The organism is Streptomyces sp. 7R007, assembly GCF_054850255.1.
In genome coordinates this window covers 72,793-97,425 of record NZ_JBTWMV010000027.1, presented here as the reverse complement: position 1 = coordinate 97,425, position 24,633 = coordinate 72,793, and the positions used below count along the sequence as shown (strand labels likewise).

At 71.5% G+C, this 24,633-nt stretch carries 24 protein-coding genes and 1 pseudogene; 15 read left to right on the top strand and 10 right to left on the bottom strand.

Annotated elements, in window-relative coordinates:
• Window positions 1-86 precede the first annotated feature (86 nt).
• Window positions 87-950: a LysR family transcriptional regulator gene (locus ACYF6T_RS29935; RefSeq protein WP_461700341.1), complete on the bottom strand. Its 864-nt coding sequence runs from the start codon at window positions 948-950 to the stop codon at window positions 87-89.
• 133 nt (window positions 951-1,083) lie between these two features.
• On the opposite strand from ACYF6T_RS29935, the gene ACYF6T_RS29930 reads away from it, so the two are divergent.
• Window positions 1,084-1,956, top strand: coding sequence for an aldo/keto reductase family oxidoreductase (locus tag ACYF6T_RS29930; RefSeq protein WP_461700339.1), 873 nt, complete (start codon window positions 1,084-1,086; stop codon window positions 1,954-1,956).
• Here the strand turns inward: ACYF6T_RS29930 and ACYF6T_RS29925 are convergent.
• Window positions 1,953-2,150, bottom strand: coding sequence for a helix-turn-helix domain-containing protein (locus tag ACYF6T_RS29925; protein WP_461700338.1), 198 nt, complete (start codon window positions 2,148-2,150; stop codon window positions 1,953-1,955). The two genes, ACYF6T_RS29930 and ACYF6T_RS29925, sit on opposite strands and share 4 nt — an antisense overlap.
• 169 nt (window positions 2,151-2,319) lie before the next feature.
• Here ACYF6T_RS29925 and ACYF6T_RS29920 point away from each other — a divergent pair, with 169 nt between their 5' ends.
• Window positions 2,320-2,652, top strand: coding sequence for a putative quinol monooxygenase (locus ACYF6T_RS29920; RefSeq protein WP_461700337.1), 333 nt, complete (start codon window positions 2,320-2,322; stop codon window positions 2,650-2,652).
• A gap of 14 nt (window positions 2,653-2,666) precedes the next feature.
• Here ACYF6T_RS29920 and ACYF6T_RS29915 read toward each other — a convergent pair whose 3' ends face one another.
• A complete protein-coding gene (locus tag ACYF6T_RS29915) occupies window positions 2,667-3,854 on the bottom strand; it encodes a spore photoproduct lyase family protein (RefSeq protein ID WP_461700335.1) in 1,188 nt (395 codons plus the stop codon).
• Window positions 3,855-3,988: 134 nt separating this feature from the next.
• Window positions 3,989-4,738, bottom strand: a pseudogene (locus tag ACYF6T_RS29910) (zinc-binding dehydrogenase); the annotation flags it as partial.
• Between the two features lie 93 nt (window positions 4,739-4,831).
• On the opposite strand from ACYF6T_RS29910, the gene ACYF6T_RS29905 reads away from it, so the two are divergent.
• Window positions 4,832-6,478 carry a serine/threonine-protein kinase gene (locus ACYF6T_RS29905; RefSeq protein WP_461700333.1) on the top strand — a complete coding sequence of 549 codons (1,647 nt, stop codon included), beginning with the start codon at window positions 4,832-4,834 and terminating at the stop codon, window positions 6,476-6,478.
• A gap of 29 nt (window positions 6,479-6,507) precedes the next feature.
• Here ACYF6T_RS29905 and ACYF6T_RS29900 read toward each other — a convergent pair whose 3' ends face one another.
• Window positions 6,508-6,912, bottom strand: a complete 405-nt coding sequence (locus ACYF6T_RS29900) for a winged helix-turn-helix transcriptional regulator (protein ID WP_461700331.1) — start codon at window positions 6,910-6,912, stop codon at window positions 6,508-6,510.
• 182 nt (window positions 6,913-7,094) lie between these two features.
• On the opposite strand from ACYF6T_RS29900, the gene ACYF6T_RS29895 reads away from it, so the two are divergent.
• On the top strand, window positions 7,095-7,847 hold the full coding sequence (locus tag ACYF6T_RS29895; protein WP_461700330.1) for an alpha/beta fold hydrolase: 753 nt from the start codon (window positions 7,095-7,097) through the stop codon (window positions 7,845-7,847).
• A 221-nt stretch (window positions 7,848-8,068) separates the two neighbouring features.
• On the opposite strand, the gene ACYF6T_RS29890 is transcribed toward ACYF6T_RS29895, so the two are convergent.
• The gene (locus ACYF6T_RS29890) at window positions 8,069-8,485 is read right to left on the bottom strand and encodes a hypothetical protein (protein WP_461700360.1); all 417 of its coding nucleotides are present in this window, start codon (window positions 8,483-8,485) and stop codon (window positions 8,069-8,071) included.
• Here ACYF6T_RS29890 and ACYF6T_RS29885 point away from each other — a divergent pair.
• Window positions 8,372-8,758 carry a TetR/AcrR family transcriptional regulator gene (locus ACYF6T_RS29885; RefSeq protein WP_461700328.1) on the top strand — a complete coding sequence of 129 codons (387 nt, stop codon included), beginning with the start codon at window positions 8,372-8,374 and terminating at the stop codon, window positions 8,756-8,758. The genes ACYF6T_RS29890 and ACYF6T_RS29885 overlap by 114 nt on opposite strands.
• A 48-nt stretch (window positions 8,759-8,806) precedes the next feature.
• Complete coding sequence (locus tag ACYF6T_RS29880; protein WP_461700326.1) at window positions 8,807-9,394, top strand: alpha/beta fold hydrolase; 588 nt, start codon at window positions 8,807-8,809, stop codon at window positions 9,392-9,394.
• On the opposite strand, the gene ACYF6T_RS29875 is transcribed toward ACYF6T_RS29880, so the two are convergent.
• Together ACYF6T_RS29875 and ACYF6T_RS29870 are read right to left on the bottom strand one after the other, a co-directional pair.
• The gene (locus ACYF6T_RS29875; RefSeq protein ID WP_461700325.1) at window positions 9,369-10,232 is read right to left on the bottom strand and encodes a YwqG family protein; all 864 of its coding nucleotides are present in this window, start codon (window positions 10,230-10,232) and stop codon (window positions 9,369-9,371) included. The two genes, ACYF6T_RS29880 and ACYF6T_RS29875, sit on opposite strands and share 26 nt — an antisense overlap.
• 98 nt (window positions 10,233-10,330) lie before the next feature.
• Window positions 10,331-11,257 (bottom strand): LysR family transcriptional regulator, encoded by a 927-nt coding sequence (locus tag ACYF6T_RS29870; protein ID WP_461700324.1) that lies wholly within the window; start codon window positions 11,255-11,257, stop codon window positions 10,331-10,333.
• A gap of 136 nt (window positions 11,258-11,393) precedes the next feature.
• Here ACYF6T_RS29870 and ACYF6T_RS29865 point away from each other — a divergent pair, with 136 nt between their 5' ends.
• From ACYF6T_RS29865 to ACYF6T_RS29845, 5 genes are all read left to right on the top strand, one after another.
• On the top strand, window positions 11,394-11,474 hold the full coding sequence (locus ACYF6T_RS29865) for a putative leader peptide (protein WP_461700358.1): 81 nt from the start codon (window positions 11,394-11,396) through the stop codon (window positions 11,472-11,474).
• Window positions 11,475-11,681: 207 nt separating this feature from the next.
• A complete protein-coding gene (sfnG, locus tag ACYF6T_RS29860; RefSeq protein ID WP_461700322.1) occupies window positions 11,682-12,818 on the top strand; it encodes a dimethylsulfone monooxygenase SfnG in 1,137 nt (378 codons plus the stop codon).
• Window positions 12,819-12,860: 42 nt separating this feature from the next.
• Complete coding sequence (gene ssuE, locus ACYF6T_RS29855; RefSeq protein WP_461700321.1) at window positions 12,861-13,418, top strand: NADPH-dependent FMN reductase; 558 nt, start codon at window positions 12,861-12,863, stop codon at window positions 13,416-13,418.
• Window positions 13,415-14,602 (top strand): SfnB family sulfur acquisition oxidoreductase, encoded by a 1,188-nt coding sequence (locus ACYF6T_RS29850; RefSeq protein ID WP_461700319.1) that lies wholly within the window; start codon window positions 13,415-13,417, stop codon window positions 14,600-14,602. Before ssuE ends, ACYF6T_RS29850 begins: the two co-directional genes overlap by 4 nt.
• Window positions 14,603-14,667: 65 nt before the next feature.
• A complete protein-coding gene (locus tag ACYF6T_RS29845) occupies window positions 14,668-15,828 on the top strand; it encodes an LLM class flavin-dependent oxidoreductase (protein WP_461700317.1) in 1,161 nt (386 codons plus the stop codon).
• A gap of 112 nt (window positions 15,829-15,940) precedes the next feature.
• Here ACYF6T_RS29845 and ACYF6T_RS29840 read toward each other — a convergent pair whose 3' ends face one another.
• Window positions 15,941-17,671: a glycoside hydrolase family 6 protein gene (locus tag ACYF6T_RS29840; RefSeq protein ID WP_461700316.1), complete on the bottom strand. Its 1,731-nt coding sequence runs from the start codon at window positions 17,669-17,671 to the stop codon at window positions 15,941-15,943.
• A 563-nt stretch (window positions 17,672-18,234) separates the two neighbouring features.
• Here ACYF6T_RS29840 and ACYF6T_RS29835 point away from each other — a divergent pair.
• From ACYF6T_RS29835 to ACYF6T_RS29825, 3 genes are all read left to right on the top strand, one after another.
• On the top strand, window positions 18,235-19,356 hold the full coding sequence (locus ACYF6T_RS29835) for a GH12 family glycosyl hydrolase domain-containing protein (protein WP_461700315.1): 1,122 nt from the start codon (window positions 18,235-18,237) through the stop codon (window positions 19,354-19,356).
• A 225-nt stretch (window positions 19,357-19,581) separates the two neighbouring features.
• Window positions 19,582-20,604: a LacI family DNA-binding transcriptional regulator gene (locus tag ACYF6T_RS29830; protein WP_461700314.1), complete on the top strand. Its 1,023-nt coding sequence runs from the start codon at window positions 19,582-19,584 to the stop codon at window positions 20,602-20,604.
• Window positions 20,605-20,717: 113 nt separating this feature from the next.
• Entirely contained in the window at window positions 20,718-21,410 is a 693-nt protein-coding gene (locus tag ACYF6T_RS29825; RefSeq protein WP_461700312.1) for a hypothetical protein, read from the top strand.
• 19 nt (window positions 21,411-21,429) lie between these two features.
• On the opposite strand, the gene ACYF6T_RS29820 is transcribed toward ACYF6T_RS29825, so the two are convergent.
• Window positions 21,430-22,248, bottom strand: a complete 819-nt coding sequence (locus ACYF6T_RS29820) for an SAM-dependent methyltransferase (protein WP_461700311.1) — start codon at window positions 22,246-22,248, stop codon at window positions 21,430-21,432.
• Between the two features lie 512 nt (window positions 22,249-22,760).
• Between ACYF6T_RS29820 and ACYF6T_RS29815 the strand changes: the two genes are divergently transcribed.
• The gene (locus ACYF6T_RS29815) at window positions 22,761-24,527 is read left to right on the top strand and encodes an ATP-binding protein (RefSeq protein ID WP_461700310.1); all 1,767 of its coding nucleotides are present in this window, start codon (window positions 22,761-22,763) and stop codon (window positions 24,525-24,527) included.
• Window positions 24,528-24,633 lie beyond the last annotated feature (106 nt).

Sequence of the window (24,633 nt, the reverse complement as noted above, 5' to 3'; positions counted from 1 at the left end):
GGGACGGGCAGCGCCCGATCCTAGGCAGGCGGTTCGGCGCCGGTCACCTGGATTTCCCGGCCGAGGGGGGCGCCTCGCGGTCGCGGTCAGAGCCGTGTGGCCGTGTGGATCAGCCGGGCGAGGGCGCGGGATCGGCTGTGCGCGGGCCAGGCGATGTGCGTGACGACGGGCGGCGCGTCGGTCAGCGGGACGGCGGTGTGCTCGGCCCACAGCCAGGCGCGGGCGGATTCGGGGAAGACGGCCATGGTGCGGCCCAGGGCGATCAGCTGGGCGAGCTGCGTCTGGTCGTGGATCTCGGGGCCCGGGCCGGGCGGGAAGGCGCCGTCGCGGGACCAGCGGGCGAGCGGCAGACCGGGCACGTCGCGGATGTCGGCCAGGGACAGCGTGCGGTGCGCGGCGAGGGGATGACCGGCGGGCAGGATGGCGATCTGCCCCTCGGTCATCAGCTCCTCACTGTCGAATCCGGTCAGGGAGTTGAACGGCGTGTGCATGAGCGCCACGTCGGCGCGGCCGTCGCGCAGCATCGCCCCCTGCTCGCACGTGCCGCTCGGCAGCACCTCGATCTCGGCGGCGTCGGGCTCGGCCGCGTAGGCGTCGAGGAGTTTGTGCAGCAGCTCGTGCGACGCGCCGGCCTTCACCGCGAGCACCAGGCGGTCACGGGAGCCGCCGGGCCCGTCGGCGCCGCCCGCCCGGCGGGTGCGGCGAGCGGCGGCGATGGTCGCGTCGAGGGCGGCGCGGCCCTCCTGCAGCAGCATGTGACCGGCGCCGGTCAGCGCCACGCCGTGCCGGTCGCGCTCCAACAGGCGGACGCCCAGGCGCCGTTCCAGCTGCTGGATCGCGCGGGACAGCGGTGGCTGGGCCATGTTCAAACGCTCGGCCGCGCGGCCGAAGTGCAGTTCCTCGGCGACGGCGATGAAGTAGCGCAGCTCTCGGGTCTCCAAGGTGTCCACGGCCACAGCCTACTGCGGTGATACCGGCCGGGTATCACGGTGCACCCGGTCGGTATTGGAGGAGCCGGCCGCCGGCGGGCGAGCATCGAACTGCTTTCGGCACCCCATCGGTTTCAGCAGACAAGGCACCGGCATGAACACCCCGTCCACGTCCCTGCCCGGCGGCACCCGGCCCCTGGGCGATCTGACCGTCACCCGCTTCGGCTACGGCGCCATGCAGCTCGCCGGCCCCGGTGTCATGGGCCCGCCCGACGACCACGACGGTGCGCTCGCCGTCCTGCGCGAAGCCGTCGCCCTCGGTATCACCCACCTCGACACCGCCGGCGCGTACGGACCACGCGTCACCAACCGGCTGATCCGTGAAGCCCTGCACCCCTATCCGGCGTCGCTGCACATCGTCACCAAGGTCGGCGCGGTCCGTGACGAACAGGGCGGCTGGCCCGTCGCCCGGCAGCCCGACGACGTGCTCCGCGCCGTGCACGAGAACCTCGAGGACCTCGGCCTGGACGTGCTCGACGTGGTCAACCTCCGGCTCGGCGACGCACAGGGCCCCCGGCCCGGCTCGCTCGCCGAACCCTTCGAGACCCTCGTCGAACTCCAGCAGCAGGGCCTGATCCGGCACCTTGGAGTGAGCAACGCGACGGCGCGACAGGTGGCCGAGGCGCGGACGATCGCGCCGATCGTGTGCGTGCAGAACATGTACAACCTCGCCCACCGCCAGGACGACGCACTGATCGACGAGCTCGCCGAGCAGGGCATCGCCTACGTGCCCTTCTTCCCGCTCGGCGGCTTCACCCCGCTGCAGTCGACGGCGCTCTCCGCGGTCGCCGCCCGGCTGGAGGCGACGCCGATGGCGGTCGCCCTGGCCTGGCTGCTGCGGCGCTCGCCGAACATCCTGCTCATCCCCGGCACCTCGTCGGTGGCGCACCTGCGCGAGAACGTCGCCGGCGCGGGCCTCGCGCTGTCCGACGAGGATCTCGCCGAGCTGGACAAGATCGGCCGTTAGCCGGACGAGGGGCACGGGCCGGGCATCCGGATGCCGTAGCGGGCCAGCGTGCGGTACACGCTGGCGCGGCTCATGCCGAGTCGCTCCGCGGCCTGGGCGCCGGTCGTGCCGGGCCCGGCCAGGCCGCGCACGACCTCGTCGCGTTCGCGTTCCCGCACCCGGCCCAGGCGATGGGCGATGCTGTGAGGAGTCATCGGCTTCGTCGGCAAGGGCGGTGCCCTCCTGAACGGGGTGCGCATGCTGCGCCGCGCGGGGCGAGCTGACGGTGCCGGCCGCGCGGGAGCGGGTCCGCGGACGCCCCGTCCTCGTTCCCTGATCCACTATGGAGACCGGCACACGCATCACGGCCCGAGGAGCCTTCAGATGATCTTCATCACCGCCAAGTTCCGGATCCTGCCCGAGCACGCGGACAAGTGGCCCGAGATCAGCGCGGAGTTCACCCAGGCCACCCGCGCCGAACCGGGCTGCCTGTGGTTCGACTGGTCCCGGAGCATCGCGGACCCGACCGAGTACGTCCTGGTGGAGGCCTTCCGCGACGACGAGGCCGGTGCCGCGCACGTCGGCTCCGAGCACTTCCGCACCGCGCAGCGCAACCTGCCGCCGTACCTTGCCGAGACCCCGCGCATCGTCAACGCGACGATCCCGCAGGACGACTGGTCCGAGCTCGGCGAGATGGCGGTACCGCGACGCGACTGACCGGTCCGCAGGGGTCAGAAGGCGTAGCGGACACGCAGCCAGGGAGTGTGGGTGGCGATGAGGTGGCGCAGGGTGTGCACGGCGTCCGCTTTGACGTGGTCGCGGTAGCGGACGTTGAGCGCGCCGTTCTGTGAGCGTTTGCCTTGTTGCAGGTCGGGCCGCCACAGCAGGTCCTCGGCACGGGGGTGCCAGCCGAGGTTGACCTGGTGCAGTTCCTGGTTGTGGGTGAGCATGATCACTTCCGCGGCGGCCTGTCGCTTCACCCGGTGCGGCAGGACGTCGTCGAGCCGGCGCAGCAGCTCCGTCCAGTCGTCCTGCCAGCCCGGCCGCAGGACGACGGGGGAGAGGTTGAAGTGCACCTCGTAACCGGCGTCCAGGAAGTCGGCCGCGGCGGCGATGCGGTCGGGCACCGGCGAGGTCCGCAGGTCCAGCAGCCGGGAGTCGGCCGCGGGCATGAGCGAGAAGCGGACGCGGGTGCGGCCGCGCGGATCGAGTGCGAGCAGATCGGGGTTGACGAACTTGGTCGCGAAGGATGCCTTCGCAGTGGGCCACTGGCGGAAGACGGTGATCAGATCGGCGGTGTTGTCGCAGATCAGCGCGTCCACCGAGCAGTCGCCGTTCTCCCCGATGTCGTAGACCCAGGCCGTCTCGTCGCACTGGCTGGGTTCCGTCTTGCGGCCCTGGCGCGCGATGTGCCGTCCCAGGTGGGCGATGATCCGGTCGATGTTGGTGAAGACGGTGATCGGGTTGGCGTATCCCTTGCGGCGCGGCACGTAGCAGTAGGCGCAGGCCATCGCGCACCCGTTGGAGGGGCCGGGGGCGATGAAGTCGGCCGAGCGTCCGTTGGGCCGCGTGGTGAGGGTCTTTCGCTCGCCCAGGACCAGCGTCTCGCCCTTGACGCGGATCCAGCGCTCGACGTTGTCCTCGTTTCCGTGCAGCCCCGGGATGCGCCAGTGGGAGTCCACCTCGATCACCTGCGCCTCGGGGAAACGGGTGAGGATCTCGCGGCCGCGGGGTGACGCGGCGGCCGCGGGCTCGGCGTAGACGGTGCGGACCGGGAGCAGGCGCGTGGCGGTCGGAGAGTCGTGGAAACGGGAGGCGGGCGAGTCGTCAGCACCCGCGTCGGGCCCTTCCGTCCCGTTGAGGGCGTCCAGACCGAACAGGGCGTCGGCGTCGGAGGGCTCGGCGAAGGGGGAGGTCATGGGTGCTTGCCCTCGTCTGCAAAGTGGCATTCCGTACCTATCGTACGTATGCGTACCGCCTGATTCGACGGGAGAGGTGCCGGCCGCCGCCCCGCTGCACACGGCGGGGCGGCGGGTCGGACATGCGATGACGCTCAGCCGTTGGGCAGGATGACCGCCCGGCCGTTGACCCTGCCGGCGTGCAGGCGCTCGTAGGCGAGCGGGGCCTCGTCCAGGGAGTACGTCTCGGTGTGCACCGACACCGCGCCCGAGCGGGCCAGGCCCAGCACCTCGATCAGCTCGCTCCGGCTGCCCCAGTAGGGCGCGGACACCGACACCTCGAACGGCAGGAAGCCGAAGCCGACGGGCAGGGCGGCGCCGCCGATGCCGACGATCGTGACATCGGCCTCCACCGCGGCGACGGCACCCGCGGTCCGCACGGTGGGCTCGGCCCCGACGAAGTCGAAGACGGCCTCGGCACCCGCACCGCCGGTCAGGGCGCGCACCGCGGCGGCCGCGCCGGCGTCGGAGAGCACCGCCTCATGGGCGCCGACCTCCTTCGCCAGCCGCAGCTTGTCCTCGCTGACGTCGAGGGCGATCACCCGGGCCGGTGTGAGGGCGCGCAGCACCTGGATGGCGACGTGTCCGAGGCCGCCGGTGCCGATGACCACGGCCGTCGAACCGGGCACCAGCTTCGGCAGCGACCGCTTGATCGCGTGGTACGGGGTCAGGCCCGCGTCGGTCAGCGGGACCGCGGCGACCGGGTCCAGACCGTCCAGCGGTACGAGGTGACGCGGGTCGTCGACGAGCAGGTACTCGGCGATGGCGCCGGGCGAGCCGAGCCCCGGCGGCCGGAGCGTACGCCTTGATGTCCCATTGGGACACATGTCGCACTGAGACATATGTCGCCATGGGGCATCGCGAGGCGCCGTGGTGGGCGTCGGCTGCTGTCCGTTCCGGCCGCAGGTCACCGCCGGACGGGCGATAGGCTCCCGCGCATGAGTGAGGCTGACAGACGCGCCGAACAGCGGGTCGTCGACGGGCGGTTCGCGTTGGAGGCGCGCCTCGGCGGGGGCGGGATGGGCACGGTCTGGCGGGCCCGGGACCTGATGCTGCACCGGCAGGTGGCGGTCAAGGAGGTGCGTCCGCCCGACCCGGACCTGGCGGAATACGATCCCGAGGGTGCGCGGATGCTGCGGGAACGCGTGCTGCGCGAGGCCCGGGCCCTGGCCCGGATCGATCACCCCAACGTCGTCACCATCCACCACATCGTCGACGGCGGCGAGGGCACCTACCCGTGGATCGTGATGGAACTGGTCGTCGGCGGCTCCCTCGCCGACCGCCTGGCACAAGGGCCGCTGCCGCCCGCGGAGGCCGCCCGGATCGGCCGGGGCGTGCTCGCCGCACTGACCGCCGCACACCACGCCGGCGTCGAGCACCGCGACGTCAAACCCGCCAACGTCCTGCTGCGCCCCGACGGCCGCCCCGTACTGACCGACTTCGGCATCGCCGCGATCCGCGAGCTGACGAACCTCACGGCCACCGGGGCCATCATCGGCACTCCGGACTTCATGGCGCCGGAACGCGTCGCCGGGCAGGAGGGCGGGGCCGCCTCCGACCTGTGGTCGCTGGCGATGATGCTGTACGCCGCGGTGGAGGGACACCATCCGCTGCGCCGCGGAACCACCCTGGCCACGCTCGCCGCGATCCTCCAGGAGGACGTGCCACCGCCGGTGAGGGCGGGTGCGCTGAGCGAGGCACTGGTGAGGGTGCTCGTACGGGACCCGTCGGCGCGGCCGACCGCGGCCGAGTTGGACCGGATGCTGGGCGAGGCGGCGGAGGAGGCCGAGGCGGAGGCGGGCGGTCACCTGAGTGACGTCGCCCGGTCATCGCCGCGCGACACGCCCACCTCCTATCCGCTGGCCCCGCCCTCCGGGGCACCCCGGCCGGGCCCGCCGACGGTCTCCTCCCCGTCCGCGGCCACCCGGCGAACTCCCGCTCGCGCCGCCCTGGTGACCGCCACGACGGTCTGTCTCCTGGGCGCCGCGGTCCTGGCCTGGTGGCTGATCCCCCTCGGCGGCGACGCGGCGGGCGCGAAGGGCGGCGCCTCGGCCGGCACGTCCGCCCATGCGTCCGTCACGGCCTCGACCCGGCGGACGACCGACTCGTCCACACCGCCCGCCGACCAGAGCGGCGGTCTGCTCACACCCGACGGTGTCCGCGCGGCCGTCGCCGCGTTCAAGAAGGCGACCGGCCGGGACAGGTTCGGCGATTTCACCGTCTTCGCGGACTACGCCTCCGCCCGCATGATGGTCAAGGGCAGCGACAGCGCCTACGACTCCTACACCTACCGCCCCGGAGAGGGCGTGAAGAAGGGCCTCATCTCCGGCACGTTGTCCGGGGGAGTACAGCCCGTCAGCCTGGACGGCTTCGACTGGGACCGGGTTCCGGCGCTGTTCGCGGAGGCGGACAAGAAGCTGAACGTGAAGAATCCGGAGTCCCGCTACCTGACGGTGCGACAGCCCAACACCGCCTTCCACACCCCGGCCGGCATGGCCGTCTATCTGGCAGGCAAGTACGGCGCCGGATACGTGGAGGCCGACACCAAGGGCAAGGTGACGGAGGTGTCGCCCGCGGACGGCTGATCGCCGGGCGGGAAGCGGTCCGCAGGGGCTCAGCTCGTGCTCGTGCCCTCCGCGCGGGCGTCGTAGGCGGCCCGCGCCGCGTCGATCCGCGCGAGATGGGCGACGCTCCACTCGTGCAGCGGTGCGGTGGCCTCGCGCAGGGTGAGGCCCATCTCGGTGAGCTCGTAACTGACGTGCGGCGGCATCACGTTGTGGACGGTACGGGTCAGGATCCCGTCCCGCTCCAGGCTGCGCAGGGTCACGGTGAGCATGCGCTGGCTGATGCCGTCGATGGCCTTCTTGAGCTCGGTGAAACGGCGCGGTCCGTGTCTGAGGTGGCGCACCACGAGCAGCGACCACTTGTCCCCGACGATGTCGAGCACCACCCGGGTGCGGCACGCGTCGCTGGGCGGCGTCGCCGGCTGCGGATCGCCCTTGCCCTGTGTCGCGTCCATGGTTACCTCCAGAGAACCCGGTCACCGAAAAGTGCCGTATTGCCCGCGGCGCGTCACCTGCACCAGCATGATCCCGGTACCCGAACGGTACCGAGGCACGAATAGTAACCGCGAGGCCGGCGAACCGGCGGCCAACGCGTGTCCGTGCCCTTCCTCCTCCGCGAAAGAAGATCGACTTGCTCATGTCCACATTTCTGCTGGTACACGGCGCTTGGCACAGCGGGCAGTGCTGGGAGCGGGTGGTGCCGCTGCTGGAGTCGGCCGGGCACCGCGTGTTCGCGCCGTCCCTGACGGGCTTCGGCGACAAGGCGCACCTGCTCGGTCCCGAAGTGGGCCTCGACACGCACGTAGACGACGTGGTCGGGCTGATCGCCGAGGAGGACCTGCGTGACGTGGTGCTCGTCGGCCACAGCTACGCGGGCCTGGTGATCTCCGCCGCGGCCCACCGGGTTCCGGAGCGTGTCGGGCACCTGGTCTATCTCGACGCGATGGTGCCGCGGGACGGCGAGTCCGCGGTCGACGTCCACCCCATGACCCGGCAACTGATCGAGCTCGCCGAGCAGTCCGAGAGCGGCTGGCGTGTGCCACCGATGCCCGAACGGCCCGCGCCCCTCGGCCTGTTCGGGGTCACCGACCCCGCGGACGTCGCCTGGCTGCGGGGCATGCTCTCCGACCAGCCGGTGCGGTGCCTCACGCAGCCGGTGCGGCTGGACAATCCGGCCGCCGACGCGATCCCCCGCACGCACATCCACAACGTCGGCGCCATGCCGGCGGGCATCACCCGCCGCCCCGTCCCCCCGATCCAGCCCAACGGCACCCCCGCGCAGGTGTGGGAACTCCCGACCGGCCACGACTGCATGATCACCATGCCCGCGGAACTCACCGACCTGCTCCTGAAGGTCGATGCGGGGCCGACGGGGAGTTCACGTCGGTGACGCCTGAACCACGGCCGGAGACAGCCACTTTCGGTCCTGGGCGTATTCACAGGTTGCCCGGATTGTTTTCGGGGCCATCCGCGTCCTGACCGTGGACATCGCCGTCCGCCCGGCCATGCTGGCGAGCTGGAGATCGATCCGGTGGCGTTTCCTGAACGCTCGCTCGTCGGTGACGGCCTGAACGGCGCGCAGGTCGCCGCGGCGATCCGGGCATCCCGGGATCAGGGCCGTGCCGAGGCCGGGTGCCGGCAGATCAGCCGGTGGCCAAGCTGCGCCGCCTCGATCAGGTCCTCGCGCGGCGTGCCGAGGTTGGAGCGGACGGACAGGCCGTGCCAGTCGGACTGGACGAGGCCGGTCACGGCCGCCGCGTTGGTCTGGGCGGTCAGTTCCCCGTCCCGGACCGCTCGCTCGACGCGGGCGAGGAGCGTCTGCTCGTTCCAGCCGTGCAGTTCGGCGAAGCAGGCGGTGGTGCCGAGGGTGTCGGTGCTGTCGGTCATCGCGGCGCTGCTGATGAGGCATCCGGGATGTGTGTCGCCGGGCTGGGTGAACTCCTCGACCGAGTCGGTGAGGACGCGTTCGACGACCGTACCGATGTCCTTGTCCTGGACGCCGCTCGCCTCTTGTGGCGACGGGGCCACTCCGGCACCTCGACCCGCGCCCTGACCGCGGCCCTCGGCCTGTCCACCTCCAGCCTCTACGCCGCCTTCGGCAGCAAGGCGGGCCTGTTCGAGGAGTCGGTGCGCACCTACGCCGAGCGGTACCGCGACATCTACCGACGGGCAGTGGCGGAGACGTGTACGGGGAGCCGGGCGCTCCGGGCCTCGTCGTCGTCCCGGGCGCGATCAGCGACGCGCACACCTGGCGCCATGTCGCGGGCGCCCTCGGCGCCTGGCCGTCGGTGGCGGTCGTGAACCGCCGGGGGCGCGCCCCCTCGGGACCGCAGACCGACTCGTACTCGCTTGCGCGCAGAGGTCGAGGACCTCGGCGCGATCCTCGACGTGTTCGACGGTACGCGGGCGCTCTTCGGCTGGAGCTACGGCGGGCTGATCGCCCTGCTGTCCGCCCAAGAGCGCCCGATGGACCACGTCGCCTACGAGCCGGTGCTTCGGCCCTTCGGCCGGCACGCACTGCAGGACCTCAGGTCCGCGCACGAGAGCGCGGACTGGGACCGCGGCGTCGAGATCGTCAACCGGCGGATCTCCGGCCCCTCCGCGGCGCACGTCGAGGCACTCCGCGCCGACCACCACGGTTGGGCGGCGCTGCGCCGCCTGAGCCGGCCGCTGTACGCCGAGCTCGACGCGCTGAACACGGTGCCGCCACCGCGGGCGATGGCGGGGCGGGCCGACCGCGTCGGCCTGATCATCGGCCAGCACAATCGCGGTACCGCCCCCTACGGAACCTCCTTCGACGACATCCGGCAGCGCGTCGCCCACGCCGAAGTCCACGAACTGGCCGGTCAGGGCCACCTGGCCCATGTCCAGGCACCGGCCGAGCCCGCCCGACTCCTCGACCAGCCGGCCGTCAGGGATTCCAGTACACGTCGGTGAACGTCCGCTCGAACCGCCCGGCCTCCAGGTCCTTGCGCTGGAGCGCCCAGTGGACGCTGGAGCCGGCCTCCACGTCACCGAGGGCGGGGCTCCAACTCGCCAGCAGCACCCAGTCCCCAACGTTCGCAGACACCGGTTCGCCGCCGCCCCACTCGCCGCGCGACGCCTGGTCGACCGCGCAGCGCACCAGGTTCTCCAGCGGGTCGAGGTGGACCATCTCCTCGTCGGCGTACCCGCCTATGTGCAACGGGCCCCGGAGGTCGAGGTAGCGGCACGCCATCTCCCACTCCTCGGCCAGTTCCTCCGCGTGAGGGAAGCCGGGCAGCGGCACCATGTCGCCGTCGGGCAGTTCCACCTCGTAGTGGTACGGCAGCGACGGCTCCGTCCGCACCCGCAGCTCGCCCTGCGGGAAGGCGTCGGCTGTCTCCCGCGCCTCCGGGATGCCGTACGGGTCCCACGCGTACCGGTCGTGTTCCTGCGTGGGCGACCCGGCGGGGACGTGCACGACCGCCCCGTGGTTGGAGAGGTCACCCGTGTCGCGCGGCCAGGCGAAGAGGAGCAGGTGGCCGTCGGACGGCAGGGGCAGGTCGGTCGAGGACGGCGGCAGCGCCGCGAGGTCGACGGAGGCGACGTACGGAAACGGCGGATGCGGCACGCCGGGCGGCAGCAGCGCCGGGCCGCCGAACCTGGCGGCCACCGGGCCGTCCTCGCGCGTCGACAGCACGGCGCAGGGCCGCACCAGGTCCATCCACCGGTCGACCTCGTCGGCCGGAATCCCCTGCTCGAGCGCAGCTTCTCGGAAACGGGCCAGTCGCCCGCGTAGCGTTTCGGAAGTCACGCGACCACCGTAGGCCCCGGCACTGACATCGACGGCACCCGCACCCCGCGCGGTCGTGCCGGCGCCCGGCAGCCGAACCCGTCGCGAGGAGCGCGCGGTCATCCTGCCGGCAGGTGCCGCGAAGTGGCCCGGTACGCACGGGCGTTGCGCACGAACAGTGCGTGCAGGTCGCGGACCGCGCGGGGGACGGAGCCGGAAGGGCGGCGCTGCAGGACGAGCAGGACGTCCGTGGCATCCCCCGCGAGAGGCCGCACCGTGATCGCGCCCCGTCGCTCCAGCGGGTCGCCGACGACGCTGAAGTCCGGCAGCACCGTGGCCCCCAGGCCCTCGGCGACCATCAGCTTGCCCATCTCCGCGCCGTCGGTGGAGTACGAGAAGGACGGTGTCCGGCCGCGCAGCAGCCGGTGCAGGAACCGGTGCATGACGTAGCCGGAGCGCATCACCACCAGCGGCTCGGTCAGCAGGCTGTCCGCGTCGACCGCGTCGAGGGCCGCCAGCGGACTGTCCGGGCGCACGCACACCACGGGCCGGCCGCGCAGCAGTTCGGTCGTCTCGAAACCGGGCGGCATGTCGTCGCCGTGGAGGTAGTTGACCAGCCCCAGGTCGAAGGCGCCCTCCAGCAGCCCGCGGTGGATGTCGGCCTGCTGCGCGCCGACCAGCTCCACCTGGGTCAGCGGATGGGTGGCCCGGAACTCGCGCACGGTCGGGATGACCAGCGGCACCGTGGCCGTGTTCACCGTGCCGAGCCGGACCATGCGGCTGATGCGGTGCTGGTCCCCGGCCGCGCCGCGCAGCCGGTCGACCGCGTCCAGCACGCTCATGATGTGCGGCAGCAGCTCCCGCCCCTCGTCGCTGATCTTGGCCCCGGACCGCTTGCGCTCCAGCAGGTCCACGCCCAGCTCGCGCTCCAGATTGCGCACGGTCTCGCTGAGCGCCGGCTGGGACAGGTGCAGTTCCTCGGCGGCGCGGCGCAGCGAACCGAGCCGGGTGACGGCGGCGATGTATTCGAGCTGTTCGATACGCACGGACCGAGACTGCGTGCGCCCGGGAAGGGGTTCAAGGGAATCCCTGTCACAACCTCGTGAATACCGACTCTCAGCATGTGGAATCACCTCCGGCCGTTCTTGACCGGCCGGAGGTCCTCCTGGTTCGATCAATGGCATGAAGCGACAGGACCTCACGCGACGACGCCACGTCGACCTCGCGCGTGTCTCCAGCGCCGCCTGTCGCTGTCGGGTCTGAGCGCACCCGAGGGAAACCCTCCCACCCGCTCCCTCGGTTGTCCGCCGGCTTCCGTGACTTCCCCCCGCGGATTCACTTCCCGCTTCCCTTCCGTCGTGACGACGGCTTCTTGACGACGGATCTCGCGTAAACCCCGCTCCAGCGCGCCCGAAGTGCGCGGAGCCCATTCGTCCTGCCCGCGCAGCACCCTCCTGCCAGGAGCTCCCCATGCCCGCATCCCCCCTGTCCGGCGGATCCGACCCCGTCCGCTTCGCCTACTGGGTCCCCAACGTCAGCGGCGGACTGGTCACCAGCACCATCGAGCAGCGCACCGACTGGGGCTACGACTACAACCGCGAACTCGCCGTCCTCGCCGAGAACAACGGCTTCGACTACGCCCTCAGCCAGGTCCGGTACATGGCCAGCTACGGCGCCGAGTACCAGCACGAGTCCACGAGTTTCAGCCTCGCGCTGCTGCTCGCCACGCAGCGGCTGAAGGTCATCGCCGCCGTGCATCCCGGCCTGTGGCACCCGGGTGTGCTCGCCAAACTCGGCGCCACCGCCGACCACTTGTCACACGGCCGCTTCGCCGTCAACGTCGTCAGCGGCTGGTTCAAGGGCGAGTTCACCGCCCTGGGCGAGCCCTGGCTGGAGCACGACGAACGCTACCGGCGCTCCGAGGAGTTCATCCGCGCCCTGCGCGCGATCTGGACCGAGGACCACGCCGAACTGGCCGGCGACTTCTACCGGTTGCGCGACTTCTCCCTCAAGCCCAAGCCGCTGAACACTCCCGAGCGTCCGCACCCGGAGATCTTCCAGGGCGGCAACTCCACCGCCGCCCGCGCCATGGCGGGCCGTGTCTCCGACTGGTACTTCAGCAACGGCAAGGACTTCGACGGCGTCCGCGAGCAGATCGCCGACGTCCGCGCCTCCGCCGCCCAAGTGGGCCGCACACCGCCGAAGTTCGGCCTCAACGGCTTCCTCATCGCCCGCGACACCGAGGCCGAGGCCCGCGAGACCCTCCGCGAGATCGTCGCCAAGGCCGACACCCCGGCCGTGCACGGCTTCCGCGACGCCGTGCAGCAGGCCGGTCCCTCCACCGCCGACGGCAAGGGCATGTGGCAGGACTCCACCTTCGAGGACCTCGTCCAGTACAACGACGGCTTCCGTACGGGGCTGATCGGCACCCCCGAGCAGATCGCCGAGCGGATCGTCGCCTACAAGCGGCTCGGCGTCGACCTCTTCCTCCTCGGCTTCCTGCACTACCTGGAGGAGGTCGAGTACTTCGGCAGGCGGGTGCTGCCCCTGGTGCGCGAACTGGAGGCACAGCACGCCGAGTCCGATCCCGTCGCCGCCCACGCCTGACCCCCGACCGCACCACCTCACGACGAACCGAAAGGTCCTCGCATGGCCACCGTCCTGTCCGTCTCCGCAAGCCCCTCCGTCACCTCCCGCACCGCTCGGCTGGTGCGCCACCTCGACGAGCGGCTCGTCTCGCAGGGGCACGAGGTGATCCCGCTGGACGTCCGCACCCTGCCCGCCGAGGCGCTGCTGGGAGCCGACTTCGCGCACCCGGCGATCGTCCGGGCCACCGCCCTGTTCGAGCAGGCGGACGGGGTGGTGATCGCAACCCCCGTCTACAAGGCCGCCTACTCGGGGCTGCTGAAGTCCCTGCTCGACCTGCTGCCGCAGTACGCCCTGGCGGGCAAGACGGTCCTCCCGCTGGCCACCGGCGGCACCACCGCCCACGTCCTGGCCATCGACTACGCCCTGCGCCCCGTCCTGTCCTCCATGGGCCCCGCGCACATCACGCCGGGCTGGTTCACCCTCGACAAGGACATCACGCTGGCGGAGGACGGCACGCTGACCGTCGCGCCGACCGCGGCCGAGGCGCTGGCGCAGGTCACGGACCAGTTCTCGGCCGCGCTGGGCGGCCGTACGACGCTGCTGGCGGCCGCCGGATGAGCGTCGCGCACGTCATCGCGGACGACACCGAAGCCCTCGCCGTGGCCGCGGAACTGGCCGCCGACTTCCGCAAGGGCGCCGCCGAGCGGGACGCGCGGCGCCGGCTCCCGCACGCGGAGGTGGAGCGGCTGTCCGCCTCCGGGCTGCTCGCCGTGACCGTGCCGGCCGCGTTCGGCGGCGCGGACGTCCGTGCGGACACGCTCGCCGAGATCTTCCGGCTGCTCGCCGCCGCCGACGCCAGCCTCGCCCAGATCCCGCAGAGCCACTTCGTGTACGTCAACGTGCTGCGCGGGCAAGGCAGCGGCGAACAGCAGGAGTTCTTCTTCGGCGAGGTCCTGGCGGGCAGGCGGTTCGGCAACGCCCAGTCGGAGGCGGGCACCCGGCACGTGCAGGACATCCGCACCCGGCTCACCCGGCTCCCGGACGGCTCCCACGTCCTCGACGGCGTCAAGCACTACTCCACCGGCGCGCTGTTCGCCCACTGGATCCCCGTCCTCGCCCGCGCCGCCGACGACACCCTGCACGTGGCGTACGTCCCCCGCGACGCGCCCGGCCTCACGGTGGTGGACGACTGGGACGGCATGGGGCAGCGCACCACCGCCAGCGGAACCGTGCGCCTGGAGTCGGTGCCGGTGCCCGCCGGCCGGGTCGTGCCGCACCACCTCACCTTCCAGGGGCCCCAACTCCATGGCGCGGTGGCGCAGTTGCTGCACGCCGCCATCGACGCCGGGATCGCCTCCGGGGCGCTGGCCGAGGCGGTGGAGTTCGTCCGCACCAAGAGCCGGCCCTGGTTCGAGAGCGGGCTGGAGAGCGCGGCCGAGGACCCGCTGCTGATCCAGCGGTTCGGCGAACTGGCGATCCGGGTACGGGCCGCCGACGCGCTGCTCGCCGCCGCGGCCCGCTCCGTGGAGGCCGCCCGCGCCGACCTCACCGACGACTCCGCCGCCGAGGCGTCGATCGCGGTGGCCACGGCCAAGGTGACGGCCGGCGAGGCCGCCGTGGAGGTCGCCAGTGCCCTCTTCGAGGTCGCCGGCACGCGCTCCGCGCTCGACTCCCTGGGCCTGCACCGCCACTGGCGCGACGCGCGCACCCACACCCTGCACGATCCGGCCCGCTGGAAGGTCCAGCACATCGGCCGCCACGTCCTCAACGGCACCAGACCGCCCCGCCACGGCCTGCTCTGACCGACACCACCCGCCATCGACGCACGCCGCCGAACGTTCACGCCCCCACCTGATCGGAGTTCCGCGTGTCCCTCACCTTCCACTGGTTCCTGCCGACCAACGGCGACAGCCGCCACGTCGTCGGCGGCGGCCACGGCACCCCCGCCACCGCGTCGGGGCGTGACCGGCCGCCGACGGTCGCCTACCTGAGCCAGATCGCCCGCGCCGCCGAGGACCTGGGCTTCGTCGGCGCGCTCACGCCGACGGGCGCCTGGTGCGAGGACGCGTGGCTGACCACCGCGATGGTCAGCCGGCACACCGAGCGCCTGAAGTTCCTCGTCGCCTTCCGCCCGGGCTTCGTCTCGCCCACGCTCGCCGCGCAGATGGCGTCCACCTTCCAGCGGCAGAGCGGTGGCCGGCTGCTGCTGAACGTGGTCACCGGCGGCGAGAGCCACGAGCAGCGCGCCTACGGCGACTTCCTCGACAAGGACGCCCGCTACCGCCGTACCGGCGAATTCCTGGAAGTCGTACGGGCGTTGTGGGAGGGCAAGACCGTCGACCTGCGCGGCGAGCACCTCCGGGTCGAGGATGCCAGGCTCGCCCGGGTGCCCGATCCGATCCCGGAGGTGTACTTCGGCGGCTCCTCGCCGGTCGCCGGAGAGGTCGCCGCCAAGCACGTCGACGTCTATCTGACCTGGGGTGAGCCGCCGGCCGCCGTCGCGCGGAAGATCGCCTGGATCCGGTCGCTGGCCGCGCGGGAGGGGCGCAGCGTCCGCTTCGGCATCCGGCTGCACGTCATCACCCGCGACACTTCCGAGCAGGCCTGGGCCGAGGCGAACCGGCTCCTCGACGGCTTCGACCCGGAGACCGTGAAGACCATCCAGGCCGGGCTCGCCCGCAGTGAGTCCGAGGGGCAGCAGCGCATGCTCGCCCTGCACGGCGGCGGCAGCCGCGACCGGTTGGAGATCCACCCCAACCTGTGGGCCGGCATCGGCCTGGTGCGCGGCGGCGCGGGCACCGCGCTGGTCGGCAGCCACGCGGAGGTCGCCGAGCGCATCAAGGAGTACGCCGGCCTGGGCATAGAGGAGTTCGTCCTCTCCGGCTACCCGCATCTGGAGGAGGCGTACTGGTTCGGCGAGGGCGTCCTGCCCCGGCTCCAGACGCAGGGCCTGTGGCAGCACCCCGACGGACAGCGGGCCGCACCCTCGGCCCAGGTGCCCTTCGCCGGCGCGGGGAGTGCGCGGTGACACTCGGGCACCCCGTGCGATCAGGGCGGCCACCGGGCTGGTGCCGGACGTCTCCGCCGGGGCCGGTCCTGAAAGCAGGGCGGCCCCGGCGGGTGTTCACCGTCTCAGCGGGCTACGGCAGTGGCGGGTAGGCGTTCTGCATGAGCTGCTGGAACTGGGCGGAGAACCAGTGCCCGGCCAGCGGCGCGTTCGGCAGGGCGCCGGTGGGGTTGTTGCCGTTGAGGACGTTGCCCCCGTAGGTGGGGTCGCACATGCGGTCGAAGCCCTTGCCCTCGTCGTTGGAGACGGCGGAGCTGGAGCCGTCGGACTCGCCCGGGGGCTTGACCCACACGTAGGCGTCGATCCCGGCGGCCGGGGCCGCGGTCGGCCGCTCGCCGAGTCCGGCGCCGCTCTGGTTGCACCAGTTGCCGGCGTGGATACGGCGGTCGATGCGGCTGCCGTTGACGTAGTCGTCGACGGAGGTCAGCGGACCGGGCCCGGTGGGCCGGGCAGAGCCGCCCCAGCCGTTGCGGGAGGTGTCGATCAGCATGCCGAGACCGGAGTCGAAGCCCGCGGCGACCAGCTTGTCCCGCAGCGCGAGCGCGTACGTCTGCTCGTCCACGTACTGGTTCCAGTCCACCCACTTCGACTGGCGAACGGTCTGGCCGTTGACCGTGTCGGTGATCTTGAAGTTCGGTTCCTTGACGGGGCTGTAGTTGGCGGTGTTGACGATGAAACCGGCCACGTCGCTGACGCTGGCGCCGTTGGTGGTGGCGACCTTGGCGAACTCCTGCACGGCCGGGCCGAGGTTGCTGTCCCAGCCGAGCCAGCCGTGGTGGCCGGCGTCGATGTAGTTGTAGACGTTGGGGATGGCGCCGAGCTTGTCCAGGGCGTAGGAGACGCCCTTTTCGTAGTTGCCGTTGGACTTCATGGTCACGCAGGCGGCGGTGGTGCTGTTGGTGCCGCCGGCGTTGGTGACCAGGTTGGGCAGCGAGTCGGGTTCGATGACGGTGGCGATCCGCAGGCCCGCGTACTTGGGGTCGGAGAGGATCGAGGCGATGGGGTCGATGTACTGGGACTTGTACTTGTCGATGTCGTTCGGGCCGAGTTCGCCGTTGGAGGCGAGGGCGGCGCAGTCACGGCCGGGCAGGTCGTAGATGACCAGCTGGACGACCAGTTCGCCGGAGCCCTTCTGCTTCAGCGCCTCGTCGAGGTGGGCACGCAGACCCATGCCGCCGTTGACGCCGTTGATGGTGGCGATCCGGTCCAGCCACACGGCGGTGGGCTGGTTGGCGATGCGGCTGCCGCCCGGTTCGGCGGCGGCCTTGGCCGACCACTCGGGGTTCACGTACCCCTTGGCCCCGACGTAGGGGTTGTCGATACGGCTGCCGGTGCCGCCGCCTCCGCCCCCTCCACCGCCCGTGCCGCCACCGGAGCCGCCGCCGTCGTCGACGTTGCAGGCGACACCGTCCAGGCTGAAGGCGGTGGGCAGGGCGTTGGTGCCGCTGTAGGAGGCGTTGAAGCCGAAGCTGACCGAACCGCCGCTCGCCAGCGAGCCGTTGTAGCTCTCGTTGGTCGCCGTGACAACGGCTCCGCTCTGGACGACCTTCGCGCTCCAGCCGTTGGTGATGCGCTGGTTGCCGGCGTACGACCAGGTCAGTGACCAGGCGGACTTGGCGGCGGCGTTGTTGGTGATCGTGACGGCGGCGGTGAATCCGGTGTCCCACTGGTTTTGCACCTTGTAGTCCACCGTGCAGGGGACGGAGGCGGTGGCGGCACCGGCCGGTGACGTCAGGAGTGCCGTCCCCGAGGTTCCGGCGACCAGCGCCAGGGCGGCCACAAGTGACATTCTGGTACGACTCATGAGTGCGGGTTCCTTCTCCTTCGGAGGGTGATCACCGGCCGAAAGCGCGGACCGCAAGGGTGTCGCTTGAGCGACTCCCTGCGGCTGGGCGCACTGTGACGGCCGCGTCGATTGATGGAACCGCTCCCACTGGTGTCAGCGAAGCTAGCGTCAACGGGGTTGGTTGCCCAGGGGTGTTGCTGAACTTTTCTCGGCAGGTTCAGGTCAAAACGATTCAACTTCTCAACGTCTTGACGGGACTTGTCCTCGTCCTCAAGATGGGAGCGCTCCCACTGGTTCAGGCCTTGACCCCCACCGAGCCGCACTTCGCAAGGAGGACCAGAAACAATGGATCCCGGACGTCAGCGCAGAGCCGCCGAGAAGCCCCTCGCGCGGGCTCGCTAGCTCCACGGCGAAGCTCCACCCCGAGCATCTCGTCGCAGTCGGGCGAGGTCACCCGGCATTTGTCAGGAGCATGACCGCACGTGAACGAGGTCTCCCTCCCCGTCGAATACCGGTTTGGGAGCGCTCCCAAGTGGTGGGCGCTCCCGCTGTTCCCCACACATCCCCCGCGGAGGATCCGCATGCAACAGTTGAACCTGAGGGGCCGGGCGCACGCTCTGCTCGGCGCGCTGCTCACGACGCTCGTCGCGCTGGCCGCCCTGCTCACCGCCGCTCCGGCCTCACACGCCGACACGACCATCTGCGAGCAGTTCGGCTCGACGACGATCCAGGGACGTTACGTCGTCCAGAACAACCGCTGGGGCACCAACGACACCCAGTGCATCACGGTCAACGACTCCGGCTTCAGAATCGCCCAGGCCGACGGCTCGGTCCCGACCAACGGCGCCCCCAAGTCCTACCCGTCGGTGTTCAACGGCTGCCACTACACCAACTGCTCACCCGGAACGAACCTCCCGGCCCGGCTGAGTTCCATCGCGAGCGCGCCCACGAGCATCTCCTACAGCTACGTGAGCGGTGCGGTCTACGACGCCGCGTACGACATCTGGCTGGACCCGACGCCCCGCACCGACGGCGTCAACCGCACCGAGATCATGGTCTGGTTCAACCATGTGGGGTCCGTGCAGCCGGTCGGCTCGCAGGTCGGCACCGCCACCGTGGCCGGGCGTTCCTGGCAGGTGTGGTCCGGCAACAACGGCTCCAACGACGTCCTGTCCTTCGTCGCGCCGTCGGCGATCGCCGGCTGGAACTTCGACGTGATGGACTTCGTCCGCCAGGCCGTCTCCCGGGGACTGGCGCAGGACACCTGGTACCTGACGAGTGTTCAGGCAGGCTTCGAGCCCTGGCAGAACGGTGCGGGACTGGCGGTGACGTCGTTCTCCTCCGCCGTCAACATCGGCGGCAGCTCCGGGGGTTCGGGTGGCTCGGCGGCGTGCAAGGTCACCTACGGCACGAATGTGTGGCAGGGCGGCTTCACGGCCGACGTCACCGTGGCCAACGCCGGTTCGTCCCCCGTCGACGGCTGGAAACTCGCGTTCACACTGCCCGCCGGGCAGAAGGTCACGAGCGCCTGGAGCGCCGAGCTGACTCCCTCCTCGGGAGCGGTGACGGCGAGCGGTCTGGCGTACAACGCGTCCATCGCTCCGGGCGGCCAGGTCTCCTTCGGGTTCCAGGGCACCTATGACGGCACCTTCACCAAACCGGGCGGCTTCAGCCTGAACGGCACGTCCTGCAGCGTCGCGTGACGGCCTCGGCGCGAAGGGCCTGACCCCAAGCGCTCCCACCGGCCGGCCCGGCGGAGGGGCGCCTCGACCCGGCGCGCCCCTGCGTCCCCGCCGGGCCCATCCGGCTGACGGTCGAACTCGGCCGGGTGGGCCCGGCTGCCTGTGAAGGTCGATCACGTGCGGAAGGCGTGTGCCCGCTTGCTCGGGCCCGTAAGATCGGTGATCTCGCGGGTGGGGGAGGTGGTCATGGCCAGGCGACGCCCTGGAGCGCCGACGCTGGAGGAGGTGGCCGTCCACGCCGGGGTGGGGCGGGGCACGGTCTCCCGGGTCATCAACAACGCTGCCGGTGTCAAGGAGTCGACGCGCCGGGCCGTGCAGCGAGCCATCGACGAACTCGGGTACGTGCCCAATCTCGCGGCCCGGACCCTGGCCGGGCGGCGGGCCGATGCCGTGGCCCTGGTCCTGACGGAGCCGGACTGGAGGCAGTTCGCGGAACCGTTCTTCTCGGAGATCGTCCGCTCGCTGGGCGACGCCCTGGCGGACACCGGGATGCAGCTGCTGCTGACCCTGGTCCGCTCGCAGGACGAGCGGCAGCGTTTCCTGGAGTACGCACGGGGCGGGCGGGTCGACGGGGTGCTGCTGATGTCCGTCCACGCGGGCGATCCGCTGCCGGACATGCTGGCCGAGGCGCGTCTGCCGACCGTGCTGCTGGGGCGCCGCTCAAGCGACGAGAACGTGAGCTACGTGGACGCGGACAACGTGGGCGGTGCCCGTACCGCCGTCTCCCACCTGGTGAAAGGGGGCCGCAGGGCGATCGCCACGATCACGGGGCCGCTGGACATGTACGTCGCACAGTGCCGACTGCGCGGATTCCAGGACGCTTTGGCGCTGGCCGGGCTCGAACGGACGCGGTCGTGGGTCGCCGAAAGCGACTTCACGGAGGAGAGCGGACGCCGCGCCATGGCGCAGCTCCTGCGCCGACACCCTGAGATCGACGCCGTCCTCGCCGCGTCGGACACCACGGCGGCGGGAGCCCTGCACACGCTGCGCGACGCGGGACGGCGGGTGCCGGAGGACGTCGCGGTGATCGGTTTCGACGACTTTCCGCTGGCCCAGCGCACCGAACCGCGCCTGACCACGGTGCGTCAGCCGCTGGAGGAGATGGGGCGGGCCATGATCAGACTGCTGCTGGAGGAGATGGAGGAACCGTCCGTGGCCTGGCGGCACGTCATCCTGCGCACCGAACTGATCGTCCGCGAGTCCTCCTGACAGCCGTCTTCCGCGTGCGTGCGGTGGCCCGCACCGAGCGAAAGGGGCAGCCCGGCTGCTGCCCTGTGGGAGCATCGGGACGCAGCACCGCGTGCGCGCGTTGGGGGGCCGGCATGGCAGCGAGCGGACTCACCGGATGGGACGTGACGGGACGGCGGCTGCTCGTGGCTGTGGACGTGGGCCTGGTCGGCGTGTTCGCCGTCACCGCCGCCCTCGATCCGGAGCACGTCCTGCGCATGCACGGCATCGACATCGAGAGCGTCCAGGGGCTGTTGCCCTCGGTCGTCGTGCTCGTGCTGCGGACGGCCGTCTGGATGACCGAACGCCGTCTGCTCGCCGTGCGCCGCACCCGCACCGTTCTGTTCGCGGGCCGTCTGGCGTCACTGATCGGCTTCTACTACATGGGTCGTTGGCTGTACGAGGACGCCTACCGGCGCTGGCAGGACGCGTTCCTGGGCGGCACTCTCGGCTACGCCCTCGTGGGCGTCGCCGCCGCCGGGCTGGCGGCGGCGGTCCACGGCCTGGCCGGTCTTCGCGCCATCGGGCGGACGGTTCCACCTCCGTCCGGAGGCACCGCCGGGTCGGCGACCACGTCGGCGGACGGCCCGGCACCTTCGCCCGTGCCGGCCGCGACGCGGCGGCGGGAACTCACCCGAGAGTCGCTGTTCGGTCTCGTCGGGGTGTTCCTGGGCGTCGCCGGTCTGGTCATGAGCGTCAACAGCGTCGCCCAGGTCGGCGCGTCCGTGGCCGTCGCCGCGGCCGCCGTCGCCGTTATCGCCTATCTCCTGCGCAGCCGCTCCGACTGAGGCGGGAACCGGCCGACGGCTAGGGTTTGCGGGCCAGGCCGGCGGCGATGAGGTGCTCCCAGACCGTCAGTTCGCGTGATGCGCCGGAGTTCCACGGGCCGTCGGTCTCGTCGGGACGCCACAGGGGCGCGGGGACGATGCCGGGGTCGAGGATCTCCAGGCCGTCCAGCAGGGCGGCGATCTCCGCGTCGGTGCGCCAGCGGCCACGGCCGAACGTCTCCTGCAGCACCTTCTCGGCCTCCTCCGTCTCCGGGTTGTTGCCGGAGCGGAAGTGGCTGATGAAGAAGTGGCTGCCGGAGGGCACGTGGTCGCGCCAGTAGCGGACGATGCCGGCCGGGTCCTCCTCGTCGTTGACGTGGTGGAGGATGGCGCTGAACATGACGGCCACGGGACGGCTGAAGTCGATGATGCTCTGGGTGTCGGGGTGGGTGCGGATGGCCTCGGGGTCGCGTACGTCGACCGCGACGACCCGGGTCCGCTCGTCCTTCTCCAGCAGCGCCCGCCCGTGGACCAGCACCTGGGGGTCGATGTCGACGTAGACGACCCGGGAGTCGGGATCGTGCCGTTGCGCGACCTGGTGGACGTTGTCGGCGGTCGGCAGACCACTGCCGAGGTCGACGAACTGCCGGATGCCGGTGGTCTTGACGATCTCCGCGACCGCCCGGGTCAGGGCCGCGCGGTTGGCGAAGGCGATGGCCACCGAGCCGGGCAGATCCCGTTTGAACACATCGCCGATCTCACGGTCCACGGCGTAGTTGTCCTTGCCGCCGAGGAGGTAGTCGTAGACGCGGGCGATACTCGGCTTGTTCGGGTCGATGGAGGAGCCTTCGTAGGTCATGACGACCATTCTTGCTGCAAAGTCCCCTGTTGACACGGGTTTTGTACCGGGCGACACCCTCGTGATCCATACTGCGCTCCGACACCTGTGGGGGAGTCGCCATGCGGTGTCCTACTGCGACAGCTCGGGCTTCGAGATCCTGGTCGACTCGAGATGATGACGTCGAGGAACCGTTTTCCGTGCAGAGTTGGCCGGAAATCGTCGCCCCTGTCGTGAACGGAGCGTTCAACTGCTCGAACGAAAGCGCTTGTTGACGGCGTGGGTGCGCCGCGTCGACCGGGCATCGCGGTCATCTCAGACCACGGCGGCACAAGGTCGCCTTTAGCACGGGGTGTTCCTCGGGCGGTGTGTTCGCGACGAAGTCGCCTCTTGGGCGGCGTATGCAGCCTGGCTGATCATCAGATCCGGTGGAGTGACTAGCATGAGCCGACATCCGGTCTCCACGGCCGGAACCGCCGCGTGTCGGTCAGCCCCTTCTTCCGACTGCCGCTCCCAGGACCGAGGACCGCTGAATGTCAGTCCCCCCACCGCCCGCTCAGCACGGGTCGGGCAAGACGCCCCGTGCCCTACCGGTCGCACCTCTGGCCGTTCTGGTGGTGAGCGCCGCGGCCGCCGGCGCCGCTGCGGCGACGGCGCCTGCAACCGCCCGCACCTGGACGGTGGCCACCGCGGTGGTGGCCTGGCTGTGCATGGCGGTCGTCGTGCTCACCAGCGTCCTCGTGGTCCGGCGCTCCGGCCGGTCCACCGCGGCGCTGACAACGGAGGTCGGCAACCTCAGAGCGCAGTTGTCGCAGCAGGTCGCGGAGGCCGCGCAACTGGGGAACGTGACCCTGCCCGCGGTCGCCAAGCGGCTGCGCGACGGGGTGAGCGCCGGCGACGCGCTGGCGAGCATGCCGATGCCCTCGGAGCCGCAACTGCGCCTCATCGTCAACACGTTCGCCACCCTGCTGGAGATCGACGTACGCCAGGCCGCGGCCCTGGACGCCGAACGTCAGCAGACCCGGCGTGAACTGGCCGAAGGCGCCGCCGAACTGGAGCGGTTGACGAAGGAGATCCTGCCCGCCGCGGTCGCCAGGCTGCGGGAGGGCGGCTCGGCCGAGACGGTGCTCGCCGAGTTGGAGTGGCCGCGGCTTCCCCTGCTGCGCGTGCCGGCCGAGACGTTCATACGGGAACTGGCGCGGAGCGAACGGCGAGCCGCAGCCGCGCAGGCGGCGTCGGCGAAGGCGCTCAGCCGGGTACAGGCCAAGGCCGTCAGCATGCTCGCCGACCTGCGGCAGATGCAGGAGCGGCACGGCGAGGAGGTCTTCGGCGACCTGCTGAAGCTGGACCACAGCACTTCGCAGCTGGGTCTGATGACCGACCGGCTGGCCCTGCTCATGGGCGGCCGCGCCAGCCGCGCGTGGAACAAGCCGATCGTGATGGAGAGCATCCTGCGGGGCGCCGTCGGCCGTATCGCCGCCTACCAGCGCGTCCGGCTGCACTGCCCGACCAAGGCCGCGATCTCCGGCTTCGCCGCCGAAGGCGTCATGCATCTGCTCGCCGAACTGATGGACAACGCCGCCAACTTCTCGCCGCCGATCGACGAGGTCCACGTCTACGTCGAGGAGCGCAGTGCCGGCATCGTCGTCACCATCGAGGACAGCGGCCTGAAGATGGCCGACGCGGCCATGCGGCGCGCCGAGGAGGCGGTGGCGGGGCGGATGACGGACCTCGCCGCACTGCAGGGCACGCGACTCGGCCTGGCCGTGGTCGGACGACTCGCCGTCAAGTACGGCATCAGCGTCAACTACCGTCCCTCCTCGCGCGGCGGCACCGGCGTCGTCGTCCTGCTGCCCGTGCAACTGCTCGCCCAGCAGCGCGAGCCCGCGCCGCAGGAGACCACACGCCCGGCCGTGGCGCCCGGACCGGCCGCGCCCGTGACGCCCGGACCGGCGACCCCTGAGCCGTCCGCGACCGTGCCGCGGCCCGCCGCCCCCGAGCGGACCCCTGTGCGGGCGGAGCTTCCTGAGCCGGACGTACACCAGCGTGCCGCGGGCTCCACCCCCAACGGCCTGCCCGTGCGCGCCCCCGGCCGCACCATGGCCGAAGCGGAACAGGAGCGGCAGCAGCGCAGGGCCCGGGCCGACGCCCCCGCGGGGGACGAGGACCGGCCGGCCGGACGCCCGGTGACGCGTGACGCGGGCGCGAGCTTCGGCGCCTTCCACCGTGGCCGCCAGGCTGGCAGCGAGGCCGCCGGCGCCGGGGCACGCTCCGAGGACGAGCCGCCGCCCACCGCGTAGCCCCGCTGCTTCCCTTACGGCGCCGGGGAATCCGGCGCCATCCCCCCGCTCGACTCCGTGAGATTGGAGGAACGGGTCGGTGACCGCTCTGCCGGGCCCTACCGCC